The 14770-nt window shown below is 29.9% G+C and carries 14 protein-coding genes and 1 tRNA gene; 13 read left to right on the top strand and 2 right to left on the bottom strand.

Annotation, left to right across the window (positions count from 1 at the left end; all coding sequences use genetic code 11):
• Nucleotides 1-90 precede the first annotated feature (90 nt).
• The 9 genes from Q326_RS0101225 to Q326_RS0101190 all read left to right on the top strand — a co-directional run bounded on the left by Q326_RS0101225 (nucleotide 91) and on the right by Q326_RS0101190 (nucleotide 8289).
• Nucleotides 91-507 (top strand): hypothetical protein, encoded by a 417-nt coding sequence (locus Q326_RS0101225; RefSeq protein WP_026893721.1) that lies wholly within the window; start codon nucleotides 91-93, stop codon nucleotides 505-507.
• A gap of 6 nt (nucleotides 508-513) precedes the next feature.
• On the top strand, nucleotides 514-1167 hold the full coding sequence (locus tag Q326_RS0101220) for a DNA alkylation repair protein (protein ID WP_034600748.1): 654 nt from the start codon (nucleotides 514-516) through the stop codon (nucleotides 1165-1167).
• Between the two features lie 65 nt (nucleotides 1168-1232).
• Nucleotides 1233-1329: transfer RNA gene (locus tag Q326_RS18400), tRNA-Sec, on the top strand.
• Between the two features lie 245 nt (nucleotides 1330-1574).
• On the top strand, nucleotides 1575-3179 hold the full coding sequence (gene serA, locus Q326_RS0101215; protein WP_026893719.1) for a phosphoglycerate dehydrogenase: 1605 nt from the start codon (nucleotides 1575-1577) through the stop codon (nucleotides 3177-3179).
• 191 nt (nucleotides 3180-3370) lie between these two features.
• Nucleotides 3371-4636 carry a nickel-dependent malate racemase, LarAH6 family gene (gene larAH6 / locus Q326_RS0101210; RefSeq protein WP_034600745.1) on the top strand — a complete coding sequence of 422 codons (1266 nt, stop codon included), beginning with the start codon at nucleotides 3371-3373 and terminating at the stop codon, nucleotides 4634-4636.
• A gap of 171 nt (nucleotides 4637-4807) precedes the next feature.
• Nucleotides 4808-5188 (top strand): universal stress protein, encoded by a 381-nt coding sequence (locus Q326_RS0101205; RefSeq protein WP_026893717.1) that lies wholly within the window; start codon nucleotides 4808-4810, stop codon nucleotides 5186-5188.
• A gap of 88 nt (nucleotides 5189-5276) precedes the next feature.
• Nucleotides 5277-5576 (top strand): YkvA family protein, encoded by a 300-nt coding sequence (locus Q326_RS16395; protein WP_051531012.1) that lies wholly within the window; start codon nucleotides 5277-5279, stop codon nucleotides 5574-5576.
• A 112-nt stretch (nucleotides 5577-5688) separates the two neighbouring features.
• A complete protein-coding gene (locus Q326_RS0101195; protein ID WP_026893716.1) occupies nucleotides 5689-7086 on the top strand; it encodes a hypothetical protein in 1398 nt (465 codons plus the stop codon).
• A 114-nt stretch (nucleotides 7087-7200) separates the two neighbouring features.
• Nucleotides 7201-8289, top strand: a complete 1089-nt coding sequence (locus tag Q326_RS0101190; RefSeq protein ID WP_026893715.1) for a PRK06851 family protein — start codon at nucleotides 7201-7203, stop codon at nucleotides 8287-8289.
• A gap of 18 nt (nucleotides 8290-8307) precedes the next feature.
• Here Q326_RS0101190 and Q326_RS0101185 read toward each other — a convergent pair whose 3' ends face one another.
• Nucleotides 8308-8859 carry a cupin domain-containing protein gene (locus Q326_RS0101185; protein WP_026893714.1) on the bottom strand — a complete coding sequence of 184 codons (552 nt, stop codon included), beginning with the start codon at nucleotides 8857-8859 and terminating at the stop codon, nucleotides 8308-8310.
• Between the two features lie 303 nt (nucleotides 8860-9162).
• Between Q326_RS0101185 and Q326_RS0101180 the strand changes: the two genes are divergently transcribed.
• A complete protein-coding gene (locus Q326_RS0101180) occupies nucleotides 9163-10374 on the top strand; it encodes a DUF819 family protein (protein WP_026893713.1) in 1212 nt (403 codons plus the stop codon).
• A 23-nt stretch (nucleotides 10375-10397) separates the two neighbouring features.
• Nucleotides 10398-11369 (top strand): dipeptidase, encoded by a 972-nt coding sequence (locus Q326_RS0101175; RefSeq protein WP_026893712.1) that lies wholly within the window; start codon nucleotides 10398-10400, stop codon nucleotides 11367-11369.
• A 12-nt stretch (nucleotides 11370-11381) separates the two neighbouring features.
• On the opposite strand, the gene Q326_RS0101170 is transcribed toward Q326_RS0101175, so the two are convergent.
• Nucleotides 11382-12281, bottom strand: a complete 900-nt coding sequence (locus tag Q326_RS0101170; protein WP_026893711.1) for a phosphatidylserine decarboxylase — start codon at nucleotides 12279-12281, stop codon at nucleotides 11382-11384.
• A 98-nt stretch (nucleotides 12282-12379) separates the two neighbouring features.
• On the opposite strand from Q326_RS0101170, the gene Q326_RS0101165 reads away from it, so the two are divergent.
• Entirely contained in the window at nucleotides 12380-13057 is a 678-nt protein-coding gene (locus tag Q326_RS0101165; protein ID WP_026893710.1) for a metal-dependent hydrolase, read from the top strand.
• A gap of 56 nt (nucleotides 13058-13113) precedes the next feature.
• On the top strand, nucleotides 13114-14742 hold the full coding sequence (locus Q326_RS0101160) for an amidohydrolase (protein WP_026893709.1): 1629 nt from the start codon (nucleotides 13114-13116) through the stop codon (nucleotides 14740-14742).
• Nucleotides 14743-14770 lie beyond the last annotated feature (28 nt).

Genomic DNA, 14770 nt, shown 5'->3' with positions numbered 1-14770 from the left:
TTTTTCCATCAATTACTAACTACTAGCTAATACCTACTAACAATTTGATGTATAATAAAATCATACATATATTTTGCGGGGGTGTGTATTTTGGGAAAATGGAGAGTGTCAGAAGTTATAGCATACTTTAATTCAGACATAAAATCTATTTGGGATGTAGTTACTAATAATGAAGATTATAAATGGCGTAGTGACATCGAAAGGGTTGAGATTATTAATAAAGGGGAATCTTTTATTGAATATAATCATAAAGGACAAGCTGTTAAATTTACTATAACTAATAAGAAGAAGTATGAAAAATATGAGTTTCGAATGGAGAATAAATTTTTTTATGGATTTTGGACAGGCACTTTTTTTTCTTTAGAAACTGGGGGGACAAAAATTATTTTTACAGAGAAGATATATATTAGAAATCCTATAATGAAGATTATGTCTTATTTATTTTTAAATTTAAAGAAAATGCAACAGAATTATATTGTAGACTTAAAAAATAAATTGGGAGATTAATAAATTATGAGTGAAGAAATTATAAAAAAATTTTATGATAATGGAAATGAATTTGAGTCAAAGAAAATGGCAAAATATATGAGAAATAAATTTCTGTTTTTAGGGATAAAAAGGCCAGAAAGATTAGTTTTACAAAAGGGATATATAAAACAATGTAAAAGGATCAAAAAAATAGATTGGGATTTTATATTTAAGCTTTGGAAATTGCCAGAAAGAGAATTTCAATATCTGGCAGTTGATATACTAGTAGCTTTGAAAAAAGAAATTAAAAATATTGAAATTGATAAAATAGAGAAATTAACAATAAATAGATCATGGTGGGATACTGTAGACTTTTTATCATCAAAAATAACAGCTGATGTTTTGGATAGGTATCCTGATTATATAGAAGAAACTATCATAAAGTGGAGTGAAAGCAATGATATTTGGCTTTCAAGATCATCTATATTAGTTCAATTGAGATATAAAGAAAAGACCAATTTAAAATTACTTAGTACAGCTATCCTTAACAATATTAATTCTGATGAGTTTTTTATTAATAAAGCTATTGGATGGGCTTTAAGGGAATATTCAAAAACAGATAAATTTTGGGTAAAAGACTTTATTAAGAACAATAAATTACATCCCTTAAGCATAAAAGAAGGTAGTAAATATCTATAACTTATTTTATCTTGACAGATTTTGTATATATGCTATAATATATCGGTAGAAATAGTCTGTATGATGGGAGTAGATGGGTGCTGGTGTGTCCTGTGGTCTTCAAAACCATTACGGGGCGTTAAGAGCGTCCTGGGTGGGTTCGATTCCCACATATTCCCGCCAAATATATAAAAATAAGTAGATATAAGATAAAATGTCTTATATCTACTTATTTTTATATATTTGAATTGGTATGAATATACCTAGTTTGTTAAATAATAGTATTGCTTAGTAAAATTACAGAGTACATAGGTTGTATTTAATATTTTGTTATGCTATAATATTTTAAAGTTTTGTAATAGTATGTTAAAAAAAATTAAAATATAGCGTATAACATAATAAATAACAGAATTAGGGGGAATATTGTGATGGGAAATCAATGGAAAATATTAGTAACTGAAAGAATTGCCGAAGAAGGTATAGAAATGTTAAAACAAGAAGCAGATGTACATGTGGACTTTGAATTGAGCAGTGATGAGAAAAGACCAGAATTACTTAAAGAGATAAAAAACTATGATGCCATAATTGTTAGAAGTAAGACTAAAATAGATAGGGAACTTTTTGATGCATCAGAGAACTTAAAAGTAGTTGGAAGAGCTGGAAATGGTATAGATAATATAGAAGTAAAGGAAGCAACAAAAAGAGGAGTAGTTGTTGCTAATACTCCTGACAGTAATACTATATCCGCTGCTGAGTTGGCCATAGGTTTGCTTATAGCTCAATCCAGGAATATTTCACAAGCCAATACATATATAAAATCAGGTAAATGGGAAAGGAATAAATTTAAGGGATCAGAATTATATGGAAAAGTTTTAGGGATAGTAGGGTTAGGAAGAATAGGTTCACTAGTTGCTACAAGGATGCAATCATTTGGAATGAAAGTTATAGGATATGATCCATATATTCAGGATGAAAGATTCAAGAGATTTAATGTGGAAAAGAAAGATGCATTAGATAAATTAATTAAAGAATCTGATTTTATTTCTGTACATACTCCTAGAACTGAAGAAACAATGGGAATGATAGGAGAAGACGAAATAGAGATTATGAAGGAAGGAGTAAGACTTGTTAATGCTGCAAGAGGTGGTATTATATCAGAGCAGGCTATACTTAAAGGAATAAAAAATGGGAAAATAGCCAGTGCAGGTATAGATGTGCATGAAGTGGAACCATGCTACGATAACCCATTGTATGAATATGACAATGTAATAGTTACTCCCCATATAGGTGCAAGTACATTAGAAGCTCAACAAAACGTAGGAGTGACCATAGCTAATCAAGTAATAAGTGCACTTAAAGGAGAAGTTGTAACAAATGCTGTTAACTTACCTACTTTAAACAGGGATGAGCTAATAACAACGAAACCATATATTGATTTAATGGATAAGTTAGGAGGTATTTATTATCAGCTTTATAATGATCCTGTAGAAAAGGTAGAAATAAGTTACTATGGTAATGTAGCAAGGCAGGAAACAGACATGGCAACAATAGCCTTTCTTAAAGGTCTATTGAGCCCAGTTGTTGGAGAACATGTAAACTATGTTAATGCTAAAATGTTAGCAGAACAAAGAGGGATTGCATTAAAAGAAAATAAAAAGATGGATGTATTTAATGGATATACTCAATTAATAACAGTAAAAGTTAGAGGAAAAAATAAGACATTTACTATATCAGGTAATTTATCATCAAAAAATGAAGGTAAGATAGTAGAAATAGAAGGATATGAAGTAGATGTAGAACCTAGTGAATTCATGATTTTTGTGCAAAACATTGACGTGCCAGGTGTAATAGGAAAAATAGGAACTACATTGGCTATAGAAAATGTGAACATAGCAAAAATGCAAGTGGGAAGAAATAAACCGGGAGAAAGAGCATTGATGCTTTTAAATGTGGACGACATTGTTTCAAAAGATACTTTAGATGCTTTGACTAAGGTTGAGAATGTAATTTGGGCTAAAGCTGTAAGATTGTAGATTTGATTATAATGCCTTTCTTTATTTTGTAGGACTTAGATGTGAAAGCAAGTTAGTGGTTGGTAGTTAGTAGTTCATAGTTGATTGTGAAAATTCTATGGTTTTCATCGTTAAACTAATAACTACTAACCGTTAGCTACTAACTTATTCTATTTAAGAAGGGTATTATGTTTTGAAAGGAGAAAAGGGATATGGGTAAGCTTGAATTAAAATATGGTAAGGGAAAAATAGACATAGATGTTCCTGAAAAGAATTTTAAAGGCGTATTAGAAGCTAATACGAGAAAAGAAAATATAACATATACGGACGAAATAAGAGAAGTGGAGAGGGCATTACATAACCCAATAGGCATAAAATCATTGGATGAAGTGATAAAAATTGGACAGAGGGTAGCTATAATGGTAAGTGACATAACAAGACCTGTACCCACTAAAAAGATATTACCTCCTCTAATTAATTACTTAAATGATAGGGGTATTGAAGATAGTGATATAAAGATTATATTTGGTATGGGTATTCATAGGTCTCATACATCTGAGGAACAAAAGATACTAGTAGGTGAAGACATATATAATAGAATAAGCTGTATAGACAGTAATAGTGAAGAATATATTTATTGTGGAGAGACTAGGAGGGGGACAAAATTAAATATATGTAAATCGGTTGTGGATGCAGATATTAGAATATGCACAGGAAATATTGAATATCATTATTTTGCAGGTTATTCAGGAGGGGCAAAGGCTATAATGCCTGGAGCTGCTAATTATGATAGCATAAAGAATAATCACAAATTGCAACTTTTGCCAGGTTCTAAATCAGGAGCTATTAAAGGCAATCCTGTAAGGGAAGATATAGATGAAATAGGAAAAAAATTAGGTATATCTTTTATATTAAATGTGGTAATTGATGAAAAGAAAAATATATTAAAGGCCTTTGCTGGAGATTATATAGATGCACATAGGAAAGGATGTAAATTTTTAGATAATATATACAGTGTTAAAATAAAAGAAAAGGCTGATATAGTTATTGTATCTCCTGGAGGACATCCTAAAGATTTAAATATATATCAATCTCAAAAGGCATTGGACAATGCAAGTCATGCTGTTAAGGATGGAGGGATAATTATACTTGTAGCCCATTGTGGAGAAGGTTATGGAGAAAAGCATTTTGAAGAATGGATAAAGAATGCCACAGAACCAAGGGATCTTATCGATAGATTAAAGAAAGAATTTATATTGGGTGGACATAAGGCAGCTGCTATAGCGAGGATACTTGAAAGAGTAAAAGTATACATGGTTACATCCCTTAATAAAAAAATAGTAGAGGAATTATTTTTTTGTAAAAAAGATTCTTTGGAAAATGCTATAGAGGATGGATTAAATGAAATGGGACAGAACTCCAAAATAATAGCTATACAACAGGGAGGTTCTATTTTACCGATGCAAGAACAATATTAAATTTTTAACAAAAATTAATATTGATTGTTTAAGGACTAAACCATTTGATATACTAGCATTAAACATATTCCCAAATAATGATTTTATAATATACTTTAACTTTGTACTATACATTGTTATAATTACTATTGTGAGGGGTACATCAAGGGAAAGTGAAAGGGGTATATGTATATGCAAAACAAGAATATAATGGTTTGTGTGACTCAACAACGAACTTGTGAAAGGCTAATATTAAATGGTTATAATAACTTGAAAAGTCCTAAAGATAAACTGTATGTAATTCATGTGGTTAGTGAAAATGATAAATTTTTAAATAAATCAAATGATGGGGAAGCACTTGAATATCTATTTCAAGTATCCAAAAAAGCGGGAGCAGATTTGACAGTTATAAGGGCTAAAGAGGTAATTAAAGCAATAGGAAATTTTGCTAAAAATAAGAAGATAACAAATATAGTTATGGGTGCATCCCCAAATGGTGAAGACTTAGAAAGTCATAACTTAGCAGTTAAGCTAAAAAAAATATTGAATAATGTGGAGTTTATTATTGTATAATAGCTTTTACAAGCTGAAAGCACTTCCTGAAGAATATAATATCGTCTAAGGAAGTGCTTTTCTATAAAATAATAAGGGGATGAATTATATGAGATTGTTAAGGAATATACCTACTGCAATTAAATATTTATTTGATGGAGAAGTGCCTTTCAAGAAGAAGATATTATTGATATTAGGTATAATATATTTTATAAGTCCCATTGATTTTATACCCGAACCTGTAATAGGGCTTGGAATAATAGATGATGTAGCACTAATAACTTATATATTGAGCAAATTGTCTGCTGATTTAGAAGAATATAGATTGAAGAAATATAGAAAAAATAAAGATGAAGAAATAAAAGATAAAATAATAGAAGATGTTGATTATGATATAAAAGATGAGTGATTTTGGAGAAAACTATTTTAAATAAAGGAATTTATAAGATAGTTGTTGAATATTTATGACAGAATCAGTCTAAAAATATATAATTGTGGTAATTTTTGAAAGGAAGATATATATGTCTACTAATGATATATTTAGTAATTTAATAGTTGAAAATCTAGAATTGGAAAGTGATATACAGAAAATACTTTTATGCAAAGATAAAGATTTTAGTAAATATTATATAGTCAATGCTATTTCTGAAAAAAGAGTTTTAGACCCAGTAAATATTGATAAATTAGTAGATCAAGGCCTGGCTTTAGAGATTAAAGATACTGAAGAGTATGTATATATTATATCTGAATATAAGGAAGGTATTAGATTAAAAGATTATATAAAAAAAGAAGAGTCTTTATTAAGTAAAAAAATAGAGTATACTTCTTTTGTTTTTGATATAATATGGGAACATAGATATTTAACTCCGCATCTCATGTGTGCTCTATTATCTCCGAATAATTTTTTGATTTCAGAAGGTGAGATAGTTAATAGGGGTGTTTTAAATATACAAGAAGATTATGAATATATGAAGATTTCAGATGTATTGACAAAAGTTGGACATTTAATGAATGTTATTTATACAGGTGAAGAGTTATATTCTGATGAACTTGATAGTTCTATTCCTCCTGATATACAGAGGATTTTAAAAAAATGTTTAAGTAGTGGATATTCTAATTATGAAGAATTAATAGATGATTTTCATAGTTCTCAGATATATAGATTTATGAACAATAGATATGAGGAGAGTAGAGAGGATTCAAAGGTTAAAATTGAATTATATACTAAATATGAAGAAAGAACAGGAGTTAATAAGAAAAAAATTGGTCTCATTATATTGACCATGTTATTATTAATTTCTGCTATTGTACTTGGAACAGGTGATATATTTGATAAATTTAATATAAACTCACGGATAGATAAGGATACAGCTCTAGAGAATGATGGAAAAAGGGAAAAAGATAGAGAAATTTTTTCTATAGAAGATAAAGAAAAGTTGGAATCTGAAAGTGGTGTTGCAATTGGCCAAAGTCAAATGGAAGGACTTTACAATTTCTATGATGAGAAATTAATCAAAAAATCTGAGGGGGAAAATCTAGGACAGTTAGATGGTACTAAATATTATAAAGGAAATACCTCTGTAAAGGTAAGCAATGGAGAAAATATTGAAAAAGATTATGTAATTGCAGGTATAGATTTGACCAATGAATTTTTTGAATCATTGGCAGGGAGAAATGTGGATATATCTTTTTGGGTAAATTCTAAACAAGGAAAAGAAGCAAGTGTATTAATAAAATTATATAGTAAAGATAAGTTAGTAAGTCAAAAGATAAAAAAAATATATGTGCCAGAGTCTATGTGGACATTGTATAGTGTAAATTTAGACATAGGTAAGGCAGATTACATAAAAATATATCTAACTGATTGGGCTAATGGTGATATATGGTTCGATAATTTTGATGTAGATGTTTTAAAATAGACCTTAAAAAGGTCTTTTTTAATGCATAAAATACCTTCTTAATAAATAAATTATAAGTAAAGCATAGGGTAAAACTTTGTTAAAAGTTGTATGCTTAAAAAGGAGGTAAAAGATGTGGATGGAAAGATAAAAAGAGTATTTCCAGGAGCAAATACGTCAAAGGGTTTTTTTTCGTATTATGATTATATTATAGGGGAAGATGCCAATAGAGTATTCATTTTAAAGGGTGGTCCTGGTACAGGAAAATCTACTTTCATGAAGAATATAGCCAAAGATATGCTTGATAGGGGATATGATTTAGAATATCATCATTGTTCTTCTGACAACAATAGTATTGATGGTATAGTTATAAAACCTCTAAAGGTTGCAATAATAGATGGCACAAGTCCCCATATGATAGATCCTAAATATCCTGGAGCAATAGATGAGATAATAAATCTAGGAAGATATTGGGAAGAAAAAAGTATTGTAGAGAATAAAAATGATATAGTTAAGTATATTAAAGAAAATAAAGAATACTATAAAAGGGCATACAAATACCTTGATTCCGCTAAGAACATCCTACAAGATATAGAATATAAAGTGAATAATAGCATGGATTTTGTCAAAGTAAATAACCTTACAGATAAACTTTTACACGCGGTATTTGGTGATGTAAATGAAAAGGGTTCATTAGGTAGAAAAAGACATTTGTTTGGAAGTGGATATACACCCAATGGTCTGGTAGAGCATACTGAAACAATAATTAATGATTCAGAAGAAATTTATTATATAGATGGTTATATAGGTTCAGGTAAAACTACATTATTTAATATATTAGCCAATGAGGCTATTAAAAAAGGATTGAATGTAGAAGTTTATCATAGTCCGTTAATTCCCGAAAAAATAGAGACTGTAATTATTGAAGAGTTGTCTGTAGCATTTACAAAAAGTTCTAAGGCCCAAGATTTTGACAATAAAAAAATTTCTTTAAATGAATATTTAAATAAAAAGGTATTAAATCAATACAAAATAGAAATAGATGAAGATAAAGAGATGTATAAAAAGCTTATAGATATTGCGTTAAAAGACTTAAACAAAGCAAAGAAAGTTCATGACAAAATAGAGTCGTACTATATACCCAATATGAATTATACTGCATTAGACTCTGTTAGAGAAGAAGTTATAAGTAAAATAGTTCAATACGAAAAAAAAGACAGGTAATATTATATTCCTGTCTTTTTAAAAACTGGGTGGAGTCATTGCCCATATAGATATACAGGGCTCGTCACCTATATTTACATATCTATGTCCAATGGAACTATCAAGATAAATACTGTCTCCTTCTTCTAAAATATAATCTTCCTTTTCAGATTTAATAAGTAGCCTACCTTTAATTACTATGCCACACTCTTCTCCTTCATGAGCAACAAGGCCATTAGTAGATGAATCACCGGGTTCTATTGTTATATATAAGAATTCAATCTTTCTATTCATGTCTGGAGTTAAAGATTCATATATGGCATTGGAGTTAGAAGTAATGATGCGTTTTCTACTATGTTTTTTTACTATTGGACTTATATTTACTTTATTTTCTTCATTGAAGAAATATCCGATAGAAACATTTAAACTATTTGATATTTTCCATAGAGATGTAACTGACGGGACTACCATATTTCTCTCAATTTGACTTATTAAACCTGTACTTAAACCAGTTTTTTCTGCTAATTGAGCAATATTTAAATCCATAGATTTTCTTAAACTTCTTATTTTAGATCCAATATCTATATTCATAAAAGCACCTCATTTCTTTACAGAAAATTAATTATAGAACAGACAATAATATTTTAACATAGTATAGAAAAAAATAGTACTCTAAGATTTATTATTAATTTTAATATATAAAAAAACTTTTAATATGTTGAAAAATTTTTTTATATATATTAAAATTAAACTGAATAATAAATATATACTGAAAAATCACAATGATTTAAATTCAATATAATAAATTTTATTTAATATATTGAATTTTTTATTTTTTTGTAGTATACTAATTATTGAAAAGATTCTGTAAAATCATTAAAAGGAGATGGTTATGTGAGTAGTTTAATAAGTGCTGATAATACATGGGTATTATGGGCGATATTAACGGGTTGGGCAGCTATAAGTATTTGGCTGGAGCAAAATTATAAGTGGGCATCGAAAGTAACAGGAGCAATAATAGGACTTATAGGCGCAATGATTTTATCAAATTTTAAAATTATACCCACATCTGCACCAGCATATGATCAAGTATGGGGTTATGTAGTCCCGTTGGCAATTCCATTATTATTATATAAGGCAAATATAAGAAAAATATGGAGAGAAAGTGGTAGAATATTACTAATTTATTTAATAAGTTCTGTGGGAACAATGGTTGGAGCATTAGTAGGATTCATGGCATTGAAAAATATAGTTCCATCTCTTTATAAAGTAGGAGCAATGATGGCAGGTTCCTATATAGGTGGAGGAGTTAATTTTGTAGCTATGGCGGATTCCTTTGAGGCTCCAGGAGAATTGGTTTCAGCTGCAGTGGTAGCAGATAATTTGCTTATGGCACTTTATTTCTTTGTATTAATAGCAATTCCTTCAATGGCATTATTTAGAAAACTATTTTCTCATCCCCATATAGATGAGGTGGAAAGTATTGGCACCGATGATAAAGGTAAAACTCAAGCCGCTTCTTATTGGGGAAGAAAAGAAATATCTCTAAAGGATATAGCTTTTTCAGTTGGGACAGCGTTTGCTATAGTTGCAGTATCAAATGAAGTATCTGGATTTTTAGGTGAAATAATCCCTACTGGAAACTTTGGGCTTGAATTATTAAATGGGTTATTTGGGAATAAATACCTTATAATGACTACATTAACTATGATATTAGCAACATATTTACCAAATTTCTTTGGAGGTATGAGGGGAGCTCAAGAGATAGGTACTTTCTTAATATATATTTTCTTTGTAGTTATAGGAGTACCAGCATCTATACCCCTTATAATATCTAAATCACCAATGCTTTTAGTATTTTGTGCAGTGATGGTATTTTCTAATATGGCTATAACATTAATATTTGGAAAATTGCTGAAGTTTAATTTGGAAGAAATATTATTGGCATCTAATGCCAATATAGGAGGACCTACAACGGCAGCGGCTATGGCTATAGCAAAGGGTTGGGATAAATTAATCATACCTATACTGTTAGTAGGAACATTAGGATATATAATAGGAAACTATTTTGGTATATTTATGGGAAATATACTGCATATGCTATAGAGATATTTTAAGGAGGTAACAAAATGATTTTTGACGCTCATGGTGATATATGGACAGATATAACAATAAAGAGAGAGCAAGGAGAAAAGGATATATTTAAGAAGTATCATCTTAAAAAATATAAAAGAGGAGAAGTAACTGGTGGTATATTTGTCATATGGTGTGATCCACCTTATGACAAGACACCTAAAGAGAGAATATTTCAGGTTATTAAAAATATATCCAATGAAATATTAGAAAATCAAGATTTATTTAAAGTAATTCGAAAATATGAAGACTTGGAAGCTGTAAAAAACAATAAATTTACTGTAATGATAGGTATAGAAGGATTGAGTGGCATAGGTAAAGATATAGATATGCTAAATCAATTATATATGTTTGGAGCAAGACATGGATCGTTAACATGGAATGAGCAAAATGAATTAGGTACTGGTGTATTAGGAGATGAGAATAGGGGGTTAACCCAATACGGGGTAAAAGCAGTAAAAAAGATGAATGATTTAGGAATGATAGTTGACGTATCCCATGCAAATGAAAAGACATTTTGGGATATCTATGAAGTTTCAGATGCTCCCATAATAGCTTCCCATTCAAATTGTAGAGCATTATGTGATGTGCCCAGAAACTTAACAGATGCTCAAATCAAAGCTATAGGAGAAAAAGGTGGTGTTATGGGTCTAAATGCCTTTAGGGAATTTGTTTCTTTAGATAAAGAAAAACAGACATTAGACTCATTGGTTGATCATGTAGACCATATAGTAGAATTAGTTGGGATAGACCATGTATGTTTCGGATTTGATTTTTTTGATTATTTACAAGGAGATACAGTGGATAGCTTTTCAGAGGATAATTCCATAGGCATTCCCAATTTCCAAAATATATCAAAGGTTCAAAATTTAATTAAGGCCCTTGAAGATAGAGGATATTCTAAAGAAGATCTAGAAAAAATTAAATATAAAAACATATATAGAATAATAAAAGAAGTATTAAAATAGCAATAAAAAAGCCTAATTAGGCTTTTTTATTGCTATTCTTTCTCCCATATGGATTTTTGTTTCTAGTCCCTTTGATGTGTTTTCCAATATGTCATCATCAATTGCAATTACATTTTTCTTTAAAAACATAATTACAGTAGAGCCTCCAAATTTAAAGAATCCCTTTTCATCACCTTTATAAACGGATTTGCCTGGAGTATATGTTTGGATTATGGAACCAACACATGTTGCACCTACTTCTACCATTACTATTTCGTCAAAATTGTGTGAATTAAATATTGTGAGTTCTCTTTTATTTTTGCAGTATACATTTGATATATTGTTTAGAGTTAAAGGATTTACAGAATAATAATCTCCTTTGATTTTTATATTGTTTTGGGCTATACCATCATCGGGAAAATGAAATCTATGATAATCTGAAGGTGCTAATCTAATAACTATACAGTGGCCTTCTATATATCTTTTGGCCATGGTTGAATCTAAAAAAAGTTCAGAGAGTTTATAAGAACTACCCTTCACCTGAATTATATTTTTTATGTCTATAGATTCATATGCTAATATTTTTCCGTCGACAGGAGATATTAGTACGTTTTTGTTTTTATTAATAGGTCTAGCAGAATTTTTAAGTTTTCGTGTGAAAAAGTGATTAAATGTCTTAAATTCTGAAATATCTTCAATTAGAGATTCACTCATATCTATATTTAATGTTTTTATAAATTGAGGTATCTTTTTTCTGCTGATACTTAAATCTTGAATTTTTCCATATATACTAGAAAACAGCTTCTTTTTCACTATCTTTTCTAGAAATATATTTCCACTTTTAGTATTGTTTATCCACTTTAAATATTTATTACCAGCTACAATTTCCCTTTTCTTTTCATTGGTTTGTCTGTCTACATAGTAAATATCCATAATTACCACCTTATCTTTGACTTAATGTTTTTATAATTATATTATATATATTAAGTAAAGATTTAGAAAGATTAAAAATAATATAGGGGGTTAATTATATGAAGATTAAATATCTTAGTCATTCGTGTTTTATTATTGAGGGGGAGGGAATAAAGGCTATAATCGATCCATTTATAACAGGAAATGCCAATAGTCCAGTGAAGGTTAATGAGATTAAAGGTATAACACATATATTTATAACCCATGGACATGGAGATCATATAGGAGATACTGTAGAGATAGCAAAAGCTAATGATGCAAAGATAGTATGTAATTTTGAAATCAGTCAATATTTATCTAAATTCAATTTAGAAGTTCATCCAATGCATATAGGAGGAAGAGTGGAAATGAACTTCGGAAGAGTAAAAATGACTCCTGCATTACATGGTTCAGGTATAACCACAGAAAATGGCATAATTTGTGGAGGAAGCCCAGGAGGATTTTTATTAGAAATAGAAGGAAAGAAGATTTATCATGCAGGAGATACTGGTCTTACTATGGATATGCAGCTATTGAAAGATGAGAGTATTGATGTGGCATTATTACCCATAGGTGGTAATTTCACTATGGATGTAGAAGATACTTTAAGAGCAGTAGAATTTATAAATCCTAAAAAGGTAATACCTATGCATTATAAAACCTTTGATATAATCGATGTAGATCCAGAAAATTTTGTAAAAAGAGTAAAAAATGCCAAAGGTCTAGTATTAAACTTTGGGGAATCTATTGAGCTGTGATATAATTTAAATAAAAAGTGAAATTAATATGTATCAAAAAGGGGGGAATTTTGTAAATGAGTAGTTATTTGTTTTACAATGGAAAAATTTTGACCATGGATGATGAAAACCATATTGCTGAATCAGTTGTAGTAAAGGATGACAAGATAGCATTTGTAGGGGAGCATGAAGTAGCATTAACTTTTATTTCAAAGGATACTGAAAAAATTGACTTGAAGGGTAGGACGCTTATACCAGGGTTTAATGATAGTCATATGCATCTTGTGGCCTATGGTTTAACAAAATTTAAGGCAGACCATAGAAATGCTAGATCTATAGAGGATTTAAAAAATGATTTAAAAAAATTTTTAAAAGATGAAAAAACAAAGATATTCGATCAATGGGTGCAAGGGCATGGCTGGAATCATGACAAATTTAAAGAGAAAAGACTGCCAAGGAAAGAAGATATTGATGAAGTAATTAGTGATAGACCAGTATATATGGTAAGGGCATGTTATCATATATGTGTAGTTAATTCAAAGGCATTAGAATTAGCAGGCATAACAAAGGATACTAAAGATCCTGAAGGAGGAAAGATCGATAGAGATCCAGAAACTGGTGAACCTACAGGTATATTGAGAGAAAATGCTATATACATGGTGAATAGATTGATACCTGTAACTGAAAATATAGAAGATATGAAGAACTTAATAGAACAGAGTATAAAGGATGCCAATAAAGTAGGTTTAACTTCGATACAAACCGATGATTTTACTTATGCAAAGTCTTATCAACAGGCAATAGATGCATATGAGCAGTTAAAAGCAGAGGGAAGGTTAAATGCAAGGATTAATATGCAGATGCTTCTACAGACTAGGGAGAAACTAAATGACTTTTTAATGTTGGGACATAAAACAGGAGATGGAGATAAATGGGTTAGATTTGGCCCCCTTAAGTTGCTGGCAGATGGTTCCTTAGGTTCTAGGACAGCAGCTATGCACGAGCCATATAGTGATGATCCTAGTACCAGTGGTTTACTTATATATAGCGATGAAGAAATAAGGTATCTATTAGTAACTGCTCATAAAAATGGTTTGCAATTAGCGGTACATGCCATAGGAGATAGGACTATGGATCAAGTATTAGATGCATATAAAATGATATCTGAAAAACATCCTAAAAAAGACCCTAGATTTAGAATAGTGCATTGTCAAATAGGTAGCAGTGAAATTTTTGAAAAATTCAAAGAATTAGATGTAATTGCTGATATTCAACCTATATTTATGTTATCTGACATAGCCATAGGAGAGAATAGAGTAGGTCCAGAAAGGATAAAAACAAGCTATGCATGGAAAACAATGTGGGATAAAGGAATAAGACTTTCGGGAGGATCGGATGCTCCTGTAGAGACGTTCAACCCTATAATGAATTTATATATAGCAGTTACAAGGCAAGAACCAGATGGATATCCTGAAGGAGGATGGTATCCACGACAGAGAATAGATGTATATCAAGGGCTAAAGATATTTACAAGAAATCCAGCATATGATACCTATGAAGAAAATGAAAAAGGAATGATAAAAGCAGGCATGCTTGCTGATTTGGTTATATTATCAGATGATATTATGGAAGTACCCCACGAAGAAATTAAAAATGTGGAAATAGATATGACAATGTTAGATGGTAATATAGTATACAGTAAATAGAGAAAGCACTGGGTAATTCAACTTTAGA

The organism is Clostridiisalibacter paucivorans DSM 22131, assembly GCF_000620125.1.
Classification (GTDB): Bacteria; Bacillota; Clostridia; order Tissierellales; family Clostridiisalibacteraceae; genus Clostridiisalibacter; species Clostridiisalibacter paucivorans.
The sequence above is the reverse complement of the archived record's forward strand: the minus strand, read 5'-3'. Positions and strand labels throughout refer to the sequence as shown.

Bases quoted from the DNA above. Each gene is read 5' to 3' on its own strand.
- Q326_RS0101220 (WP_034600748.1), top strand. From the start codon at position 514: ATGAGTGAAGAAATTATAAAAAAATTTTATGATAATGGAAATGAATTT.
- serA (WP_026893719.1), top strand. From the start codon at position 1,575: ATGGGAAATCAATGGAAAATATTAGTAACTGAAAGAATTGCCGAAGAA.
- larAH6 (WP_034600745.1), top strand. From the start codon at position 3,371: ATGGGTAAGCTTGAATTAAAATATGGTAAGGGAAAAATAGACATAGAT.
- Q326_RS0101205 (WP_026893717.1), top strand. From the start codon at position 4,808: ATGCAAAACAAGAATATAATGGTTTGTGTGACTCAACAACGAACTTGT.
- Q326_RS16395 (WP_051531012.1), top strand. From the start codon at position 5,277: ATGAGATTGTTAAGGAATATACCTACTGCAATTAAATATTTATTTGAT.
- Q326_RS0101195 (WP_026893716.1), top strand. From the start codon at position 5,689: ATGTCTACTAATGATATATTTAGTAATTTAATAGTTGAAAATCTAGAA.
- Q326_RS0101185 (WP_026893714.1), bottom strand. From the start codon at position 8,859: ATGAATATAGATATTGGATCTAAAATAAGAAGTTTAAGAAAATCTATG.
- Q326_RS0101175 (WP_026893712.1), top strand. From the start codon at position 10,398: ATGATTTTTGACGCTCATGGTGATATATGGACAGATATAACAATAAAG.
- Q326_RS0101170 (WP_026893711.1), bottom strand. From the start codon at position 12,281: ATGGATATTTACTATGTAGACAGACAAACCAATGAAAAGAAAAGGGAA.
- Q326_RS0101165 (WP_026893710.1), top strand. From the start codon at position 12,380: ATGAAGATTAAATATCTTAGTCATTCGTGTTTTATTATTGAGGGGGAG.
- Q326_RS0101160 (WP_026893709.1), top strand. From the start codon at position 13,114: ATGAGTAGTTATTTGTTTTACAATGGAAAAATTTTGACCATGGATGAT.